Here is an 18,486-nt window from a genome sequence, read left to right as displayed (position 1 = left end):
GATGGTGAAACTCATCGGTTCTCCTCGGCTACGAACAGCGCACGGCTCTTCTCGTACAGCGACACGACGTCGTCGGGATGGTCGGGCCGGAAGCCGGTCTGCAGGTCGGTGTCCCCGGCCGACCAGTACCAGAGCACCAGGCCGTCCTTCTCAGCAACCTGTCCAGCGACCCCGCGGCCCAGACTCACGTCGGTGATCTGGTCGGCTGCGATGAACACCGACGGCTCCCCGATCCGTTCCAGCCGGACACCTTGCTCGGCGACATCCGCCGTGGCATTGCCCGGTGCCCCGAGCCCCGAAGCGACGACGCGCTGCATCCAGTCGGCAGCCGGTGCCGTGCCGACGTACCGGCCACCGGCCTCCAGTGCCGGGACGTAACCGGCCGGAACGGGCCGCAAGGGCAAGTCGACGGCGGCCCGGCGCCGCCAACTGCGCCACATCCCCACACCGCCAGGGCGGTGACCGCCAGGACCACCGCAGTGAGTCCCAGCCGCTGCGGCCACTCGGTGACCTGTTGCGACTCGGCAGCCAGCAGGGAGTTCATCGGGCTGCTTCGTGCTCCACGACGGAGCCGTCACGCACAGTGGGTCGGCCACGTAACCAGGTGCCCAGCACCTTGCCGTGCAGCACCATCCCGGCGTACGGCGTGTTGCGGCTGCGGCTCACCATGTCGGAAGCGGACACGACCCATTCAGCATCCGGATCGAACACAGTGAGGTTCGCCGGTTCGCCGACCTCGATGGGACGGCCGTGGCCAGCGACCCGCCCGATCCGCGCCGGGACCGACGACATCCGATCAGCCACCTCGGCCCAGTCCAGCAGTCCGGTGCGGACCATCGTCTCGTTGACGACCGGCAGCGCGGTCTGCAGTCCCAGCATCCCGAAGGAGGCTGCGGCCCATTCGCACTCCTTGTCCTCCATCGCGTGGGGCGCGTGATCCGTCGCGACGATGTCGATGATGCCCTCGGCGAGCGCCTGGCGCACCGCCTCGACATCGGTGCGCGACCGCAACGGTGGGTTGACCTTGTAGATCGGGTCGTAGGTGGTGGCCAGGTCGTCGGTGAGCAGCAGGTGGTGCGGTGTGACTTCCGCGGTCACCGTGATCCCCCGGCTCTTGGCCCACCGCAGGATCTCCACCGATCCCGAGGTGCTGACGTGACAGATGTGCAGACGCGACCCGACGTGCTCGGCCAGCAGCACGTCACGGGCGATGATCGCCTCCTCCGCGACTGCCGGCCAGCCGCGCAACCCGAGTTCGCCGGACAGGGGACCCTCGTGCATCTGGGCGCCCTCCGTGAGCCGAGGCTCCTGGGCGTGCTGGGCGATGACCCCGTCGAAGGCCTTGACATACTCCAGCGCCCGCCGCATCAGCAGAGCGTCGGACACGCAGTGCCCGTCATCGCTGAAGACGCGGACACCGGCCGCGGAGTCGGCCATCGCGCCGAGTTCGGCCAGGCGCTGCCCTGCCAGGCCCACGGTGACCGCACCCACCGCCCGCACGTCGGCGTAGCCGGCCTGCATGCCCAGGCGCCACACCTGTTCCACGACCCCGGCGGTGTCGGCGACGGGATCGGTGTTGGCCATGGCGTGGACAGCGGTGAACCCCCCGGCGGCAGCAGCCCGGGTGCCGGTGGCAACCGTCTCGGCGTCCTCCCGGCCCGGCTCGCGCAGGTGGGTGTGCAGATCCACCAGACCCGGCAGCAGCACAGCGCCCGCGCCGTCGACCACATCCCCGTCATCCAACCCGCCGCCGATCTCGGCGATCACGCCGTCGGCGATCCGGACATCCACGGCGTCCCCACCCAGCGGCCGGACGTTGCGAAGAACCGTCATGCGTCTTGCCCTCCCAACAGCAGGTACAGCACGGCCATCCGGACGTGTACACCATTGGTGACCTGGTCGAGGATCACCGACCGCTCGGCGTCCGCCACATCGGCGGCGATCTCCATCCCGCGGTTCATCGGCCCCGGGTGCATCACCAGTGCGTGATCGGGCAGCAGCGACATCCGCGGTACGTCGAGCCCGTAGCGCCGTGAGTACTCGCGCGCACTGGGGAAGAACGCGGCGTTCATCCGCTCCATCTGGACCCGCAGCATCATCACGACGTCGGCCTCACCCAGCGATGCGTCGAGGTCGTAACTCACCCGGCACGGCCAGCCCTCGACCCCGACCGGTAGCAGGGTCGGTGGCGCAACGAGCGTCACGTTCGCCCCCAGGGTGTCGAGCAGCCACACGTTGGACCGGGCCACCCGCGAGTGCAGGACATCGCCGACGATCACCACGTTGAGGCCGTCGAGGGAGCCGGTGTTGTCGCGCAGGTGGTCACGCATCGTGTAGGCGTCGAGCAGGGCCTGCGTGGGGTGCTCGTGCGTGCCGTCACCGGCGTTGATCACCGCGCCCCGGATCCAGCCACTCGTGGCCAGCCGGTGGGCCGCACCGCTCGCGCCGTGTCGGATGACCACCGCATCGGCGCCCATCGCCTGCAGCGTCAGAGCGGTGTCCTTCAGCGATTCGCCTTTGGACAGGCTCGATCCCTTCGCCGAGAAGTTGATGACGTCGGCCGACAGTCGCTTGGCGGCGGCCTCGAACGAGATCCGCGTGCGCGTGGAGTCCTCGAAGAAGAGATTGACCACCGTGCGTCCGCGCAGGGTGGGGAGCTTCTTGACCGGGCGGTCCGCCACTTGCGCCAGTTCCCGGGCGGTGTCGAGGATGGCCAAACCCTCGTCCAGGCTCAGATCTGCTGTGGACAGCAGGTGGCGCATCACTTCACCCCCGCCCGGACGAGCCGGACAGCATCCGCGCCGTCGGTCTCCGTCAACGTCACCTGCACGTCGTCCTCGCGCGCCGTCGGGATGTTCTTGCCCACGTAGTCCGCGCGGATGGGCAGGTCGCGGTGGCCGCGGTCGACGAGGACCGCGAGTTGCACGGCCCGGGGCCGGCCCACGTCGTTGAGGGCATCCATGGCGGCTCGCACGGTGCGCCCGCTGAACAGCACATCGTCGACGAGGATCACCGTCTCGCCCGTGACATCGCCGCCCGGGATCACGGTCGGATGCAGTGCCACCGTGGGCCGTAGCCGCAGGTCGTCGCGGTACATGCCCACGTCCAGAGCGCCGGCGGGAACGTCGTAGCCCTCGATCCCGGACATGGTCTGCGCGATCCGCTGGGCCAGATGGACACCGCGGGTGGGGATCCCCAAGAGGATCAAACCCTCCGCGCCACGGTTGCGTTCGAGAATCTCGTGAGCGATGCGGATCACCGCTCGGTGGATGTCGGAGTCGGTGAGGAAATCCTGGTCAGGCGTCATCGCGTCCAACCCCCCTTCTCCGCCTCGCTGGACGGTGGTTAAAGGAAAGGCTCTTCGTCTGCGACGCTATCACCCGCACCGGCCGCTGCCTTGCATGTGGTTCCTGTCGAGTTGCCTCCCGGTTGTCACGCTCCGTAGCCTCAGGGTCGTCGGGTTGAGGGAACGGAGCGGGGCTGCCATGGCAACGGAATATGCGCGGGCCCTGGGCGCGAAACTGCGGTCCATCCGCCAGCAGCAGGGGATGTCCCTGCATGGCGTCGAGGAGAAGTCCGACGGCAAGTGGAAGGCCGTCGTTGTCGGTTCCTACGAGCGCGGTGACCGTGCGGTCACCGTGCAGAAGTTGGCCGAACTGGCCGAGTTCTACGGCGTCCCCGTCGCCGAACTGCTTCCGGACAGTTCTCCCGGTGCAGCGGCCGAACCACCATCACGGCTCATCCTCGACCTCGAACGTCTCGGGCAGGTACCGGCGGACAAGGTGGGTCCGCTCGCGCGGTACGCAGCGGCGATCCAGGCGCAGCGCGGTGACTACAACGGGCGGATCCTGAGCATCCGGCAGGATGATCTGCGCACCTTGGCCGTGATCTACGACGAGCCGCCCGGCGTGCTGGCCGACCAGTTGGTGGCGTGGGGCGTCCTGAAGTCCGAGGCCCGCGGCAAGGATGACTGAGGCGGATCAGGCTTCCGCCTCGGAAACAGCCTGTTCGGCGCGTCCGGACGACCCCGATCCCACCGTGTGCACGCGCATGCCGTTGGTCGTGCCCGGGATGCCCGGTGGCACGCCTGCGATCGTGATGACCTTGTCGCCGGGGCGCGCCAGATGCATCTGGGAGATCCGCAGGTCCACGTGCTCGACGAGTTCGTCGGTGTGGGTCACCTTCTTACCGAGGTACGGGGTGACTCCCCAGACCAGTGCGAGGTAGTTGCGTACGGATGCGGAAGGGGTGAAGCACAGGGCCGGGATGCGTGAGCGGTGACGGGCAACCAGGCGCGCTGTGAGACCGGTCTCCGTGAACGAGATGACGAACTTCGCGTTGACCTCCTCGGCGACCTCGCAGGCCGCCCGGGTGATTGCCCGCGCCGTCGACCCGGTGCGGTTGTCCAGCGACTGGGAGACCGTGCCGAGGGCCTCATCCTCGACGTACTTCGATGATCCGCGCCATCGTGGCCACGACGAACGCCGGATGGTCACCGACGCTGGTCTCCTGGCTCAGCATCAACGCATCGGCGCCGTCGAGCACCGCGTTGGCCACGTCGGAGGCCTCGGCACGCGACGGCCGGCTCGACGTGACCATGCTGTCGAGCATCTGCGTGGCGACGATGACGGGTTTGGCCGCCGCCCGGGACAGTTCGATGGCCCGCTTCTGCACCAGCGGCACCTGCTCCAGCGGCAGTTCCACGCCCAGATCACCGCGGGCCACCATGATCCCGTCGAACGTCTCGATGATGGCTGCCAGGTGGTCGACGGCTTGTGGCTTCTCGATCTTGGCCAGGATGGGCCGGTGCACCTCCACCTCGTCCATGACCGCGTGAACGTCGTCGATGTCCTCGGGATGCTGCACGAACGACAGCGCCACGATGTCCACGCCGGCCCGCAGTGCCCACCGCAGATCGTCGACGTCCTTGCCCGACAGTGCGGGCACGCTGACCACCACGCCTGGCAGGTTGATCCCCTTGTTGTTGCTGATCCGCCCGCCGATGATGACCTCGCACACCACGTCGGTGGGGGTGGACATGAGGACCTTGAGCGTGATGTGCCCGTCGTCGATGAGCACCTCGTCGCCTTCGTGGACGTCGTCGGGCAGGCCCAGGTAGGTGGTGGAGCACATCTGTCGGTCGCCGGGGACCGGGCGGGTGGTGATGGTGAACCGCTGGCCCTGAACGAGATCCACGGCACCCTCGGCGAACGTGCCCAACCGGATCTTCGGACCCTGCAGGTCCGCCAGTACCGCGACCGCGACCCCGGCAGCATCGGATGCCCGGCGGACCATGTCCAGCCGGGCCTGGTGCTCCGCATGGGAGCCATGGCTGAGGTTCAGGCGCGCAACGGACATGCCCTGGCCGATGAGATCGGTGATGATCGCATCGGAGTCGGTGGCCGGACCGAGCGTGCACACGATTTTGGCGCGACGCACGTTCCGAGGGTAGTGAGTGAAGGGCGGGACCGCACACCAGGCCGTTCACCGAGCAACATCTGCGGGCCCGGTGACGGACTACTCACCACGTCGGTCAGGCGGTCACCGGTCGCGCCGAGGCCGGCAGCGGCTTCGGCAGATTCGTCGATCCCACCAGGTGCTCGTCGATCGCCGCAGCTGCCGCCCGGCCCTCCGCGATCGCCCACACGATCAGCGACTGGCCACGCCCCGCGTCACCGGCGACGAACACCCCCGGGACCCCGGTGGCGTAGTCGTCGTCGCGCACGAAGTTGCCGCGGGCGTCGCGGTCGAGCCCGATCTGCGAACTGATGGCGTCGGCCTCCGGCCCCACAAAACCCATCGCGAGAGTCACCAGGTCGGCGGGGATGACGCGCTCGGACCCCTCGATCTCCACGGGCCGCCCATCGCGCCACTCCACCTCGACAAGTTCCAGCCCGGTGACCCGGCCGTCGCGTCCCACGAAACGCCTCGTGGACACCGAGAACACCCGGTCGCCGCCTTCCTCATGAGCCGACGACACCCGGAATACCGCCGGGTACGTGGGCCAGGGCTGGCCGGCCGGACGGGTCTGCGGAGGCGTGGGCAGGATCTCCAACTGCGTGATGCTGGCTGCGCCCTGCCGGATCGCGGTCCCCAGGCAGTCGGCACCCGTGTCTCCGCCGCCGATGATGACCACATGCTTGCGGCGGGCGTGGATGGGCGACTTGTCGAGGTCTCCCTCCTGCACCCGGTTGGCCAGCGGCAGGTACTCCATTGCTTGGTGGATGCCCGCCAGGTCCCGACCGGGCACCGGCAGGTCCCGCCCGATCGTCGATCCGACCGCGAACAGCACCGCGTCGTAGCGCCGGCGCAGATCGTCGGCGCTGACGTCCTTGCCGATCTCGATCCCGGTGCGGAACTTGACCCCCTCGGCCTCCATCTGGGCGACGCGGCGGTCCACGTGACGCTTCTCCATCTTGAACTCGGGGATGCCGTAGCGCAGCAGTCCTCCGATGCGGTCAGCCCGCTCGTACACGGCGACCGTGTGCCCGGCCCGCGCCAGTTGCTGGGCGGCAGCCAGCCCCGCCGGACCGGAGCCCACCACGGCAACGGTCCTGCCCGACAGGCGCTCCGGGGGTTGTGGCTGCACCCAGCCGGCCTCCCACGCGCGGTCGATGATGGACACCTCGACCTGCTTGATGGTGACCGGATCCTGGTTGATGCCCAGTACGCACGCGCTCTCACACGGCGCCGGGCACAACCGTCCGGTGAACTCCGGGAAGTTGTTCGTTGCGTGCAACCGCTCGATCGACGCCTGCCAGTCGCCGCGGCGGGTCAGGTCGTTCCACTCCGGAATCAGGTTGCCCAATGGGCAGCCGTTGTGGCAGAACGGGATGCCGCAGTCCATACACCGCGAGGCCTGCGTGCGCAGTTTCGACTCCGCGAACGGTTCGTACACCTCTCGCCAGTCCTGGATGCGAACGTCCACCGGGCGCCGGGTCGGCAGTTGCCGTCCAGCTTTCAGGAATCCTCTGGGGTCAGCCACGGCTCGCCTCCATGATCGCGTCGTCGATGTTCCGGCCTTCGCTCTCAGCAAGCGCGATCGCATCGAGCACCTTGCGGTAGTCGCGTGGCATCACCTTGCAGAACCGCCGCAGTGCCGCCTGCCAGTCGGCCAACAACTCCGCGGCCACCACCGATCCGGTCTGGTCGGCATGCTCGCTGACCACCGTGTGCAGCCAACTGGCGTCCTCGGCGTCGAGGTCCTCGAGTGCCACCATGTCCTGGTTGATGTGGTCGAGGTACGCATCGAGCAGGAACGCCGTCCCGCCAGACATGCCGGCCGCGAAGTTGCGGCCGACCGGCCCGAGCACGACGGCGTGCCCGCCCGTCATGTACTCGCAGCCGTGGTCACCGGTGCCCTCCACGACCACGGTCGCGCCGCTGTTGCGCACGCAGCACCGCTCGCCGACCTTGCCGCTAGCGAAGATGCGCCCGTCGGTGGCGCCGTAGGCGATCACGTTGCCGGCGATGATCTGCTCGTGAGCGGCGAACGGCGAGCGCTCGTCGGGACGCACGACCAGCGTGCCTCCGGACAAGCCCTTGCCCAGGTAGTCGTTGGCGTCCCCGACGAGTCGCAGTGTCATACCGCGCGGCACGAAGGCACCGAAACTCTGGCCCGCCGATCCGGTCAACGTGATGTCGATGGTGTCCGCCGGCAGGCCCGCGGCGCCGTGAACCCGGGTCACCTCGCTGCCGAGCATCGTGCCGACGGTCCGGTTGACGTTGCGGATCGGCAGCGCCACCCGGACCGGCTCGCCGGACTCCAGCGCCGGGCGGCAGATCTCGATGAGCCGCATGTCCAGCGCCTTGTCCAGGCCGTGGTCCTGAGTGGTCACACAGCGCACCGGCGAGTCGCCCTTCGGCTGCGCCAGGATCGGGCTCAGGTCCAGCCCATGGGCCTTCCAGTGGTCCACTGCCTGGCGCACGTCGAGCACATCGACCCGGCCGATCGCCTCGTCCAGGCTGCGGAAGCCCAACTCGGCCAACTGCTCTCGCACCTGCTCGGCGATGAACTCGAAGAAGTTCACCACGAATTCGGGGCGGCCGGTGAACCGCGAGCGCAGCACCGGGTTCTGCGTGGCCACACCCACCGGGCACGTGTCCAGGTGGCACACCCGCATCATCACGCAGCCCATCACCACCAGGGGCGCGGTCGCGAAGCCGAACTCCTCAGCGCCGAGCAGCGCGGCGATCACCACGTCCCGGCCGGTCTTCAGCTGCCCGTCGGTCTGGACCACGACCCGGTCCCGCAGGCCGTTGGCGATCAGCGTCTGCTGGGTCTCGGCCACACCGAGTTCCCACGGACCGCCGGCATGCTTGAGCGAGGTCAGCGGGGAGGCCCCCGTGCCACCGTCGTGGCCGGAGATGAGGATGACGTCCGCGTGGGCCTTGCTCACGCCGGCTGCCACCGTTCCGACACCGACTTCCGAGACCAACTTCACGTGCACGCGCGCTCGCGGGTTGGCGTTCTTCAGGTCGTGGATCAGTTGTGCCAGGTCCTCGATGGAGTAGATGTCGTGGTGCGGTGGCGGGGAGATCAGCCCCACCCCCGGCGTGGAGTGACGCGTCTTCGCCACCCACGGGTACACCTTGTGACCGGGCAGCTGTCCGCCCTCTCCGGGCTTGGCGCCCTGGGCCATCTTGATCTGGATGTCATCGGCGTTGACCAGGTATTCGCTGGTGACCCCGAAGCGGCCCGACGCGACCTGCTTGATCGCCGAGCGCTTCGAGTCGCCGTTGGCCATCGGCACGAAGCGCTGCGGGTCTTCCCCGCCCTCCCCCGTGTTGGACTTCGCCCCGAGGCGGTTCATCGCGATCGCAAGGGCCTCGTGGGCCTCCTGTGAGATCGACCCGTACGACATCGCCCCGGTGGAGAAGCGCTTGACGATCTCGCTGGCCGGCTCGACCTCGTCGAGGGCACCGGCGGGCGTTCCCCGGCCTTCAGTTCAAACAATCCCCGCAGCGTCATCAAGTGCTTGCTCTGGTCGTCCACGCGGTCGGTGTACTCGCGAAACACGTCGTAGCGTCCCTCCCGCGTGGCGTGCTGCAGGCGGAAGACGGTCTCCGGGTCGAACAGGTGGGGCTCGCCTTCGCGGCGCCACTGGTACTCCCCTCCCACCTCCAGTTGCCGGTGGGCCGGCGAGATCCCGGTGATCGGATAGGCGACGTCGTGCCGCCGCTGGACCTCCTGGTGGATGACGTCGATGCCGATGCCGCCGAGCTTGCTGGTCGTGCCGGTGAAGTGGCGGTCCACCAGTTCCTGGCTCAGTCCGAGCGCTTCGAAGACCTGGGCGCCGCGGTACGACGCGACGGTGGAGATGCCCATCTTCGACATCACTTTCAGCACGCCCTTGCCGAGCGCCTTCACCAGATTGCGGACCGCCTGCTCCGGCGTGATGTCGGCGAGGGCGCCGGAGCGGACCATCGACTCCACAGTCTCCATGGCCAGGTAGGGGTTGACCGCCGCCGCACCGTAACCGACGAGCAGCGCCACGTGGTGCACCTCGCGCACGTCACCGGCCTCCACCGCCATCGAGACCAGCGTGCGGGTCTTGCGGCGCACCAGGTGGTGGTGGACCGCGGAGGTGAGCAGCAGCGACGGGATCGGGGCGTGATCGAAGTCCGAGTCACGGTCGCTGAGCACCAGGAACCGGGTGCCGTTCTCGATGGCCTCGTCGATCTCGCCGAAGATCTCCTCGAGCCGGTCCTCCAAGGCCTGGGCACGCCCGTTGATGTCGTACAGCCCCGAGATCCGCGTAGCGGCGAAGCCGGGCAGGTCCCCGTCCTGGTTGATGTGCAGGAGTTTCGCCAGTTCGTCGTTGTCGATGACCGGGAACGGCAGCAGGATCTGACGGCAGTGGGCCGGAGTCGCTTCCAGCAGGTTGCCCTCCGGACCGATCGGGCTGCTGAGCGAGGTGATGATCTCCTCGCGGATCGCGTCCAGCGGAGGGTTCGTGACCTGGGCGAACAACTGCGCGAAGTAATCGAACAGCAGGCGCGGGCGGTCCGACAGCACCGCGACCGGGGTGTCGGTACCCATGGACCCGAGCGGTTCGGCGGCGTTCTGTGCCATCGGTGCCAGAAGGACCCGCAATTCCTCCTCGGTGTATCCGAAGGTCTGCTGCCGACGGGCGATCGACAGGGGCGTGTGCACGATGTGCTCGCGCTCGGGGAGTGCGTCGAGGTGGATCACTCCGGCGTGCAGCCATTCGCCGTACGGGCGTTCGGCGGCCAGTTGTGCCTTGACCTCGTCGTCCTCCACGATCCGGCCCTGCACGGTGTCCACGAGGAACATCCGCCCCGGCTGCAGACGACCCTTGCGCACCACGGTGGCCGGGTCGAGGTCCAGCACGCCGGCCTCGGAGGCCAGGACGACCAGGCCGTCGTCGGTGACCCAGAACCGGCCCGGACGCAACCCGTTGCGGTCCAGGACTGCGCCGATGATCCGGCCGTCGGTGAAGGACACACTCGCCGGGCCATCCCACGGCTCGGTCAGCGAGGAGTGGTACTGGTAGAACGCCCGTCGCCCGGGATCCATCTCCGGGTTGTTCTCCCAGGCCTCCGGGATCATCATCAGCACCGCGTGCGGCAGTGACCGGCCACCCAAATACAGCAGTTCCAGCACTTCGTCGAAACTGGCCGAGTCGCTGGCCGTCGGCGTGCAGATGGGGAACAGTCGCTCGAGGTCGCCGGGGATCAGGTCGCTGCGCAGCAGGGCTTCGCGGGCACGCATCCAGTTCCGGTTGCCCTTGACTGTATTGATCTCGCCGTTGTGCGCGATGAGCCGGAAGGGATGGGCCAGTGGCCAGCTCGGGAACGTGTTGGTGGAGAAGCGGGAGTGCACCATTCCCAGCGCCGACGCCGTGCGCGGGTCGGACAGGTCGGGGAAGAACGGCTCGAGCTGGGCGGTGGTGAGCATGCCCTTGTAGACGATGGTGCGGGTGCTCAGGCTCGGGAAGTACACACCCGCTTCGCGCTCGGCCCGCTTGCGCAGGATGAAGGCCAGCCGTTCCAGATGCAGGTCGTCGTCACCTGCCGGTCCGGTGATGAAGATCTGGCGGAAGGCCGGCATCGCACCCAGCGCGGTCTTGCCGACCAGAGAGTGGTCGGTGGGCAGTTCGCGCCAGCCCAGGACAGTGAGGCCCTCCTCGACGGCGATCGCCTCGATGGTCTTGACGGCCACCTCGGCCTCCCCGCCGTCCACCGGCAGGAAGGCGGTGCCCACGCCGTAGCGGCCTGCGGGCGGGAGTTCGAAGCCGACCACCTCGCGATACAGCGCGTCGGGGATCTGGATGAGGATGCCCGCCCCGTCGCCGGAATCCGGCTCGCTGCCGGACGCACCGCGGTGCTCGAGGTTGGTCAGTGCGGTGAGCGCCTTCTGCACGATCTCGTGGGACGGTTGCCCCGACATGGTCGCCACGAAGGCGACGCCGCAGGCGTCATGCTCGAACGCCGGGTCGTACAAGCCGGGGTTGCGGGTCATGCTCACTCCAGGGTCTCAAGGGTCTTGCTGGTCCGGGACGCGCGCTCAGACGCGCCCGCGGGACGCCGTTGGCCCGAAGCGGGTTCAGCATAACCCACCGGCGCTTGTCCCCCGCGACCTCACCCGCAGGGGGAGGGAACGGCTAGTCCCTTTCGCTCCCCCGATGTACCGATCTCCCCCGCCTGCAGCTGGAGCGCACAAGGCACCGCCGCTTTCTACACCCGGGAGCGATCCGTACACCCGGGAGCGATCCGGCACGGTTGCAACGCTCCCGCCCAGAGGTACTCCCCTGCACCTGCGGGGGCCCCCCCCCCCCCCCCCCCCCCCCCCCGGGACCCCCCCCCCCCGGGGCCCCCCCCCCCCGGTTACACCCCCCCCCCCGGGTAACTCTCCCGCCTGCACCTGGCGGACCCCAGGCCCCCGCTTTCTACACCCGGGAGGGATCCGTACACCCGGGAGCGATCCGGCACGGTGGCGCGCGCTCCCCCGACGTACCGAACTCTCCCGCCTGCAGCTGGCGGACACAAGGCACGCAGGCCATCCCCACCCGGGAGGGAAGCCTCAGGGCGGGAGCGATCCAACCGTGCAGAACCACTCCCCGATGTACCGAACTCTCCCGGGTAGCGCCAGCGCGCACCCCGCGCCGAGCCGGTGCCCGTCGCCAAACACCACCCGGCCCCCGGCACACTGGACCATGTGACCGAGTACCGCGTTCGCAGCGACGATGGCACGCTGCTCGCGGCCTGGCACAACGATGCCGACGGCATCCCGCTGCTCATCTGCAACGGATTGGCTTCCAGCCCGGCTGCGTGGCCCACTTTGCGCGACCCGGGCTGCGGTTTCGACGCCCGGACCTGGTGGCATCGAGGCATCCCACCGTCCGAGGCGCCGCGGGGGCGGCATCGAGATGGCCGATCAACTCGCCGACGCGATGGCCGTCGTAGAGAACGCCGGATGGGATCGCTACCTCGTCGTCGGCTGGTCGCTCGGGGTGAACATCGCACTGGAACTCGCCGCCGCCGACGAGCGGGTGGCCGGTGTGCTGGCGCTGGCCGGGGTGCCGGGCGGGACCTTCGACGCGATGCTGCCCCTGCCGTCCATCCCGCGGGACGTGGCGGTGTCCCTGGTGGGATTCGCCACGGCTCTCTTGCAGGCCACTGGTTCCCGGATCGGAGCCTTGGTCCACCGCCTCGGCGAGAGTCCGACAACTGCCGAGTGGCTGAAGTCAACCGGGGCGATCGGCGCCAGTGCCGACATCGCGCAGGTGCGCGAACTCGTCCGGGACTTCCTGGGCATGGACGTCCACTGGTACGGACGGCTGGCCGGCGCCCTGCGTCGCCACCGGGAGATGGACGTCTCGGGCATCGGCTGCCCCGTGGTCTATGTCAGCGCCGGGCAGGACTACGTGACCGATCCCGCAGCGGTGGAGGCCGCCGCCGAACGCACCCCACAGGGCCGCGCCGAGCGCTGGGACGCGACCCACTTCTTGGTGCTGGAGTACCCGGACCGGGTACGCGAGGCGCTACTCGACCTCGCCGCGGAGGTCGGGCTCGGCTGAGCGGACCGCCACCGGCTCGCGTCCCGGTCGGTACACGGTCGTCTCCCGGCCCGGTGCGTGTCGCCGCGACACGAGGATGTAGATGATGGCCCCGAGGAACACCAGGACGGATGTGAAGACATTCACTCGTACTCCGAGGATCTGGGTCGCGTCGTCGATGCGCAGCAGTTCCCAGAAGAACCGGCCCAGGGTGTACAGCGCCACGTACGCCGCGAACACGCGCCCGTGACCCATCCGGAAGCGACGGTCGAGCCACCACACGGCGACCGCGACGAGCAGGCACCACAGTGACTCGTAGAGGAACGTCGGGTGGAAGGTGGCGTACTGCTCATACCCCGCCGGCCGGTTGGCCACGTCGATCTCCAGGCCCCACGGCAGCGTGGTGGGGCTTCCGAACAACTCCTGGTTGAACCAGTTGCCCCACCGGCCGATCGCCTGCGCCACAGCCAGGCCAGGAGCCAGCGCATCCCCCAGTGGCGGGAGTAGCAAGCCGTAGCGCCGGCAGGCGTACCAGGCTCCGAGCGCACCCCCGGCGACAGCACCCCAGATCCCCAGGCCGCCCTGCCATATCTTCAAGGAGGCGACGAATCCGAGCCCGCCGTCACCGAAGTACGTCGACCAGTCGGTCATCACGTGGTACAGCCGGGCACCGATGATGCCCGCCGGGACGGCCCACAGCGCCACATCGGCGATCTGTCCACCCTGGCCGCCGCGCGCGATCCAGCGTTTGTCGGTGATGTACACCGCCACGAAGATCCCGATCAGGATGCACAACGCGTAGGCGCGCACCGGGATCGGTCCGAGGTCCCAGACCCCGTTCGCCGGGGAGGGGATGAAGGCCTGAGTCACTGCTGCGGGTTGGTCAGCGCCTCTTTGAGCGCCTGCTCGCTCTGCAGGGCGGAGGACGGCAGTTCCTTGCCGTTGACGAAGATCGTCGGGGTGCCGCTGATCCCCTCGCTGAACGCCGCGTCGTTGGACAACTGCGCCCAGCCCTTGTAGGTCCCCTCGTCGACGCACTTGTCGAACTGGGTCTTCGCGTCCCCGCTCAACCCGGCGTCGGCACCGAACTGCTTGAGCTGGTCGTCGGTCCAGCCGTCACCCTCCTGCTCAGGCTGGTTGGCGTAGACGAGGTTGTGGAACGGCTCACCCACTCCGCCGGTGATGGCGCAGCCGAGGCCGTTGGCCGCGCGAAGGGAGGCGTCGTTGTTGAGGTTGTTGTCCAGGAAGGTCATGATCCGGTAGGACAACGCGATGTTGCCGTCCGCGGCCTCCTGCTGGATCATCGGCCCGTAGGTCTGCTCAAGGTTGGCGCAGGCCGGGCACTGGAAGTCCTCGAAGATCTCCACCTGCGGGGCGTCCGGCGCCGTGTTCGCCTGGAATGCGTAACCGGTCTCTGCTGTGACGCCGGTGGGCAGGGCCGAGTTCGCGTCGGCGGCTGGCGTGTCGCTCTGGTTCGACTGCCACACCCCGAAGCCGATGATGCCCACCACGACGACCAGGACCGCCAGACCCCCGACGATGCGGATCATGCGTTCGCGGCGGCGTTCGGCGGCCTGGGCCGCGGCGCGCGCCTCGGCCGCCTTCTCGCGGGTGCTCTTCGCCGACTCGTTCTTCTGCGCCATAGGGTCAGACCTGCCTTTCGGAGTCTTCAGAATAGACGTCATCGATCGCTGGCTGGTTCACCGGCACGCGGTCCAATGACCACATCGTGCGCGGACGCACGACCAGCCAGACCGCCATGCCCGCCAGCGCGAGGTCACGCACGATGTCGATCGTGTAGCGCAGGTGGCGGCCTTCGGCGCTGATGTCACCACCACCGCCGAAGCACCCGCAGTCGATGGAGTACCCCCGGATCCAGACGCTGGCGATGCCGAACACGAACGCGGTCATGAGCACAGCGGCCAACAGTGCCGCCCACCGCGTGAACAGTCCTGCGAGCAGAAGTGCTGCGGCAAGTATCTCCGCGGCGGGCAGCGCCCACCCGAGGAACGACGTCCATTCGACCGGGAAGAGCCGGAACGCCATGACCGCGAGCCGGGCACCGTCCTCCTCGAAGATCTTGATGAGCCCGGCGTAACCCAGCACCCCGGCCAGCACAAGCCGGAAGACGAGGCCGATGACGTCCTTGACCCGCGTGCTCATGCGGGCTGCCCCCCGCCCCGACGGGCACCGCGCAGCGCGCCGGCCATTGATGCCGCCAGCCCCGCCACGGCGGTCGCAGCCTCCGCGGGCGACGGCGATTCCAGAACCAACCGCACGAATGCTGATCCGACGATGACGCCGTCGGCGTACCCACCGACTTCAGCGGCCTGCTCAGGGGTGCTGACGCCGAGTCCGACGCAGACCGGCTGAGTCGTGACGGCCCGGGTGCGGGCGACCAGGTCGCGGGCGTCGGCCGACACCGAACTGCGGGTGCCGGTGACCCCCATCGTCGAAGCCGCGTAGACGAACCCGGAACTGATCCGTGCCACCTGTTCGATGCGGGCGGGGGGCGACGACGGCGCGACGAGGAAAACCCGGTCGACCATGGCCTCGTCCGTGGCCCGCACCCAGTCGTCGGCCTCTTCGGGAATGATGTCCGGGGTGATGACGCCGGTCCCGCCGACGGCCGCGAGATCCTTGGCGAACCGCTCCAGACCGTAGTGCTCGATCGGGTTCCAGTAGCTCATCACCAGCGTCGGGGCACCCGTCGCGGCGATGGCCTCGACCGTGCGCAGGACGTCCGGCACTGTTGTCCCCTGAGCCAGCGCCCGGTCGGCGGCGGCCTGGATCACAGGGCCGTCCATAAGGGGGTCGCTGTACGGCAACCCGATCTCCACGACGTCCACGCCGTTCTCGACCATCGCGGAAACCACGGCCACCGCGTCGACCCAACTCGGGAAACCGGCCGGCATGTAGCCGATCAGCAGGGCGCGGTCCTCCGCTCGGGCGGCCGCAAACGCCTCCTGCAACCTGCTCACGATGCCCCCAGTCCGAAGTACTCCGCGGCGGTCGCCACGTCCTTGTCACCGCGGCCGGACAGGTTGATCAGTATCGTGGCGTCGGGACCCAGCCGCTGCCCGAGCCGCCGGGCACCCGCGATGGCGTGTGCGCTTTCGATTGCCGGGATGATGCCCTCTTCGCGGCACAGCAGCTGGAATGCGGCCATCGCCTCGGAGTCTGTGACGCCCTCGTACACCACCCGGCCCTTGTCGCGCAGCCATGCGTGTTCGGGGCCGACCCCCGGGTAGTCCAGGCCCGCGGAGATCGAGTGGCTGGCCATGGTCTGGCCATTGTCGTCCTGCAGCAGGTAGGACCGGGTCCCATGCAGGACCCCGACCGACCCGGCCGACAGAGTTGCCGCGTGCCGCCCGGTCTCGATGCCGTCACCGGCGGCTTCGAAACCGTATAGGCCGACCTCGTCGTCCAGGAAATCGTAGAAGATCCCGATCGCGTTCGACCCGCCACCAATACAGGCGACGACCGCATCAGGCAGGCCGCCACGTTGCAGGCACTGCTCCCGGGCCTCCTTGCCGATGACCCGGTGGAACTCCCGGACCATCTCGGGGAACGGCGCAGGTCCGGCAACAGTTCCCAGCAGGTAGTGGGTGGTGGCCACATTGGTCACCCAGTCGCGCATGGCCTCGTTGATCGCATCCTTGAGGGTCCGGCTTCCCGTTCGCACGGGCACCACCTCGGCGCCCAGCAGTTGCATTCGGGCGACGTTCAGCGCCTGGCGTTCGGTGTCCTCCTCCCCCATGTAGACCACGCACTCGAGGTCCAGCAGCGCGGCTGCGGTGGCGGTCGCCACACCGTGCTGCCCGGCACCCGTCTCGGCGATGACCCGGGGCTTGCCCATGCGTTTGGTGAGCAGGGCCTGGCCCAGCACGTTGTTGATCTTGTGGCTGCCGGTGTGATTGAGGTCTTCGCGCTTGAGCAGCACCTGCCTCACCCCGAAGGCCCGTGCCAGCCCGGCGGCACTGGTCAGCGGAGTGGGCCGGCCCGAGTAGTCACGCAGGAGGGCGTCGAGTTCAGCGTGGAAGGCGTCGTCGAGCCACGCCTTGCGGAATGCGTCGTCGAGTTCGTCGAGGGCGGCCACCAGCGCTTCGGGCACGAAGCGGCCTCCGTACTGTCCGAAGTGCCCTCTGGCGTCGGGCAGGTCCACGGTGCGGGCCTCCTAGTCGGCGTGGCGGACGGCTGGGTGCTCGCCGGCCGACACCAGATCCTGAACGGCTGCGGCGGGGTCGGCCTGGGTCACCAGCGCCTCACCCACCAGGACAGCATCAGCGCCGGCGGCGGCGTACGCGAGCAGGTCCTGCGGGCTCTTCACCCCGGATTCGGCGATACGCACGATGCCTTCGGGAATGCTGGGCGCGACCCGCTCGAATACCCCCAGGTCAACCTCCAGGGTCTTGAGGTCGCGGGCGTTGACACCGATCACCTTTGCGCCTGCATCGACGGCGCGCTGCACCTCTTCACGGTCGTGAACCTCGACCAATGGCAGCAGCCCGATGGACTCAGCGCGCTCGACGAGCGAGACCAGTGCCGGTTGCTCCAGGGCAGCGACGATCAGCAGGGCCAGGTCGGCGCCGTAAGAGCGGGCCTCCCACAGTTGGTAGGACGTGACGATGAAGTCCTTGCGTAGCACGGGCACGTCGACCGCAGCCCGCACTGCTGCGAGATCCTCGAGACTGCCGCCGAACCGGCGCTGCTCGGTGAGGACGCTGATGCAACGGGCACCACCACTCTCATAGGCCTGGGCCAAGAGCGCGGGGTCGTCGATGGGCGCCAGCGAACCCCGGCTCGGGGAGGATCGCTTGACCTCCGCGATGACCCCGACGCCACCTTGTCGTAGCACCGCCAGGGCGTCGATGGGATCGGGGACGATTTCCACGCGGCGCTTCAGTTCGTCGAGTGGAACCTGCTCCTCGCGCGCCGCAAGGTCTTCCCGGACGCCGGAGAGGATCTCGTCGAGCACGCTCACAGAAGTCAGACTAACCGCGCGACGAACACCGCTTCGGACACCCCCTAGGCGGCGGTGCCCAGCGGCATCCCGGGCAGGTTGCGCACCACTGTGAAGGCCACCAGCGCGACCACACTGGTCACCAGCGCCCAGCGTGGCACCCGCACAGCCGGCTCATCGCGCCATGCCGCGCGCAGCCACAGCACCCACGCGATCAGCGCTGCCGGCAGTACGAACAGCACCGTCATCGCGTTGAAGTCCAAGGCCCCGGTGAGGTTCGTGTGCATGAGGTCGTGGCTGGCGCGCAGGCTGCCGCAGAACGGGCAGTCGAGACCTGTGAGGACCTTCGTCGGGCAGGGCGGGAAATGGCCGGGTTCGGATGGGTCGAACGCATAGACGTAGGCGCTGGCCACCAGCGTGCCCGCGCCGACCATGACCGGAACCTTGACGCGGTCCCACCTGCTCATGTCCTGAGGATAGGAGGTGATTGTGGTTCCCCCC

Annotated in this window: 14 protein-coding genes and 2 pseudogenes; 2 read left to right on the top strand and 14 right to left on the bottom strand. The window is 68.7% G+C overall.

Annotated elements, in window-relative coordinates; genetic code table 11:
* Positions 1-11: 11 nt before the first annotated feature.
* From IPG68_01335 to pyrR, 4 genes are all read right to left on the bottom strand, one after another.
* A complete protein-coding gene (locus IPG68_01335) occupies positions 12-440 on the bottom strand; it encodes a hypothetical protein (GenBank protein MBK6761993.1) in 429 nt (142 codons plus the stop codon).
* 100 nt (positions 441-540) lie between these two features.
* The gene (locus tag IPG68_01330; GenBank protein ID MBK6761992.1) at positions 541-1,833 is read right to left on the bottom strand and encodes a dihydroorotase; all 1,293 of its coding nucleotides are present in this window, start codon (positions 1,831-1,833) and stop codon (positions 541-543) included.
* The gene (locus tag IPG68_01325; GenBank protein ID MBK6761991.1) at positions 1,830-2,765 is read right to left on the bottom strand and encodes an aspartate carbamoyltransferase catalytic subunit; all 936 of its coding nucleotides are present in this window, start codon (positions 2,763-2,765) and stop codon (positions 1,830-1,832) included. Before IPG68_01325 ends, IPG68_01330 begins: the two co-directional genes overlap by 4 nt.
* A complete protein-coding gene (gene pyrR, locus IPG68_01320; protein MBK6761990.1) occupies positions 2,762-3,307 on the bottom strand; it encodes a bifunctional pyr operon transcriptional regulator/uracil phosphoribosyltransferase PyrR in 546 nt (181 codons plus the stop codon). Before pyrR ends, IPG68_01325 begins: the two co-directional genes overlap by 4 nt.
* A 178-nt stretch (positions 3,308-3,485) precedes the next feature.
* On the opposite strand from pyrR, the gene IPG68_01315 reads away from it, so the two are divergent.
* Complete coding sequence (locus tag IPG68_01315; protein MBK6761989.1) at positions 3,486-3,974, top strand: transcriptional regulator; 489 nt, start codon at positions 3,486-3,488, stop codon at positions 3,972-3,974.
* A 6-nt stretch (positions 3,975-3,980) separates the two neighbouring features.
* On the opposite strand, the pseudogene pyk reads toward IPG68_01315, so the two are convergent.
* The 3 genes and pseudogenes from pyk to gltB all read right to left on the bottom strand — a co-directional run bounded on the left by pyk (position 3,981) and on the right by gltB (position 11,485).
* Positions 3,981-5,439 (bottom strand): annotated as a pseudogene (gene pyk, locus IPG68_01310) (pyruvate kinase).
* A 94-nt stretch (positions 5,440-5,533) separates the two neighbouring features.
* Complete coding sequence (locus IPG68_01305; protein MBK6761988.1) at positions 5,534-6,985, bottom strand: glutamate synthase subunit beta; 1,452 nt, start codon at positions 6,983-6,985, stop codon at positions 5,534-5,536.
* A pseudogene (gene gltB, locus IPG68_01300) lies at positions 6,978-11,485 on the bottom strand (glutamate synthase large subunit). Before gltB ends, IPG68_01305 begins: the two are co-directional and overlap by 8 nt.
* Before the next feature lie 754 nt (positions 11,486-12,239).
* Between gltB and IPG68_01295 the strand changes: the two are divergent.
* Positions 12,240-13,043, top strand: a complete 804-nt coding sequence (locus IPG68_01295; protein MBK6761987.1) for an alpha/beta hydrolase — start codon at positions 12,240-12,242, stop codon at positions 13,041-13,043.
* Here IPG68_01295 and IPG68_01290 read toward each other — a convergent pair.
* From IPG68_01290 to IPG68_01260, 7 genes are read right to left on the bottom strand one after another with little or no spacing between them, the layout of a single operon-like run.
* Positions 13,008-13,892, bottom strand: a complete 885-nt coding sequence (locus tag IPG68_01290) for a prolipoprotein diacylglyceryl transferase (protein ID MBK6761986.1) — start codon at positions 13,890-13,892, stop codon at positions 13,008-13,010. The two genes, IPG68_01295 and IPG68_01290, sit on opposite strands and share 36 nt — an antisense overlap.
* Positions 13,889-14,665, bottom strand: a complete 777-nt coding sequence (locus tag IPG68_01285) for a thioredoxin domain-containing protein (protein MBK6761985.1) — start codon at positions 14,663-14,665, stop codon at positions 13,889-13,891. The genes IPG68_01290 and IPG68_01285 overlap by 4 nt, the downstream gene beginning before the upstream one ends.
* 4 nt (positions 14,666-14,669) lie before the next feature.
* Positions 14,670-15,185, bottom strand: a complete 516-nt coding sequence (locus IPG68_01280; GenBank protein ID MBK6761984.1) for a DoxX family membrane protein — start codon at positions 15,183-15,185, stop codon at positions 14,670-14,672.
* Complete coding sequence (locus IPG68_01275) at positions 15,182-16,006, bottom strand: tryptophan synthase subunit alpha (protein ID MBK6761983.1); 825 nt, start codon at positions 16,004-16,006, stop codon at positions 15,182-15,184. Before IPG68_01275 ends, IPG68_01280 begins: the two co-directional genes overlap by 4 nt.
* A complete protein-coding gene (trpB, locus tag IPG68_01270; protein MBK6761982.1) occupies positions 16,000-17,187 on the bottom strand; it encodes a tryptophan synthase subunit beta in 1,188 nt (395 codons plus the stop codon). The genes IPG68_01275 and trpB overlap by 7 nt, the downstream gene beginning before the upstream one ends.
* A gap of 12 nt (positions 17,188-17,199) precedes the next feature.
* Positions 17,200-18,006, bottom strand: a complete 807-nt coding sequence (gene trpC / locus IPG68_01265) for an indole-3-glycerol phosphate synthase TrpC (GenBank protein MBK6761981.1) — start codon at positions 18,004-18,006, stop codon at positions 17,200-17,202.
* A 44-nt stretch (positions 18,007-18,050) separates the two neighbouring features.
* Complete coding sequence (locus IPG68_01260; GenBank protein ID MBK6761980.1) at positions 18,051-18,452, bottom strand: DUF2752 domain-containing protein; 402 nt, start codon at positions 18,450-18,452, stop codon at positions 18,051-18,053.
* Positions 18,453-18,486: the final 34 nt, after the last annotated feature.

The organism is Micrococcales bacterium (assembly GCA_016703125.1).
Taxonomy (GTDB): Bacteria; Actinomycetota; Actinomycetes; order S36-B12; family UBA10799; genus JADKAV01.
This window is presented reverse-complemented; position numbering and strand designations above follow the sequence as displayed.

What these genes read in the sequence shown, in the direction of transcription:
- IPG68_01335 (MBK6761993.1), bottom strand. Translation starts at nt 440, where the DNA reads ATGTGGCGCAGTTGGCGGCGCCGGGCCGCCGTCGACTTGCCCTTGCGG.
- IPG68_01315 (MBK6761989.1), top strand. Translation starts at nt 3,486, where the DNA reads ATGGCAACGGAATATGCGCGGGCCCTGGGCGCGAAACTGCGGTCCATC.
- IPG68_01330 (MBK6761992.1), bottom strand. Translation starts at nt 1,833, where the DNA reads ATGACGGTTCTTCGCAACGTCCGGCCGCTGGGTGGGGACGCCGTGGAT.
- pyrR (MBK6761990.1), bottom strand. Translation starts at nt 3,307, where the DNA reads ATGACGCCTGACCAGGATTTCCTCACCGACTCCGACATCCACCGAGCG.
- IPG68_01260 (MBK6761980.1), bottom strand. Translation starts at nt 18,452, where the DNA reads ATGAGCAGGTGGGACCGCGTCAAGGTTCCGGTCATGGTCGGCGCGGGC.
- IPG68_01280 (MBK6761984.1), bottom strand. Translation starts at nt 15,185, where the DNA reads ATGAGCACGCGGGTCAAGGACGTCATCGGCCTCGTCTTCCGGCTTGTG.
- IPG68_01285 (MBK6761985.1), bottom strand. Translation starts at nt 14,665, where the DNA reads ATGGCGCAGAAGAACGAGTCGGCGAAGAGCACCCGCGAGAAGGCGGCC.
- IPG68_01295 (MBK6761987.1), top strand. Translation starts at nt 12,240, where the DNA reads ATGCCGACGGCATCCCGCTGCTCATCTGCAACGGATTGGCTTCCAGCC.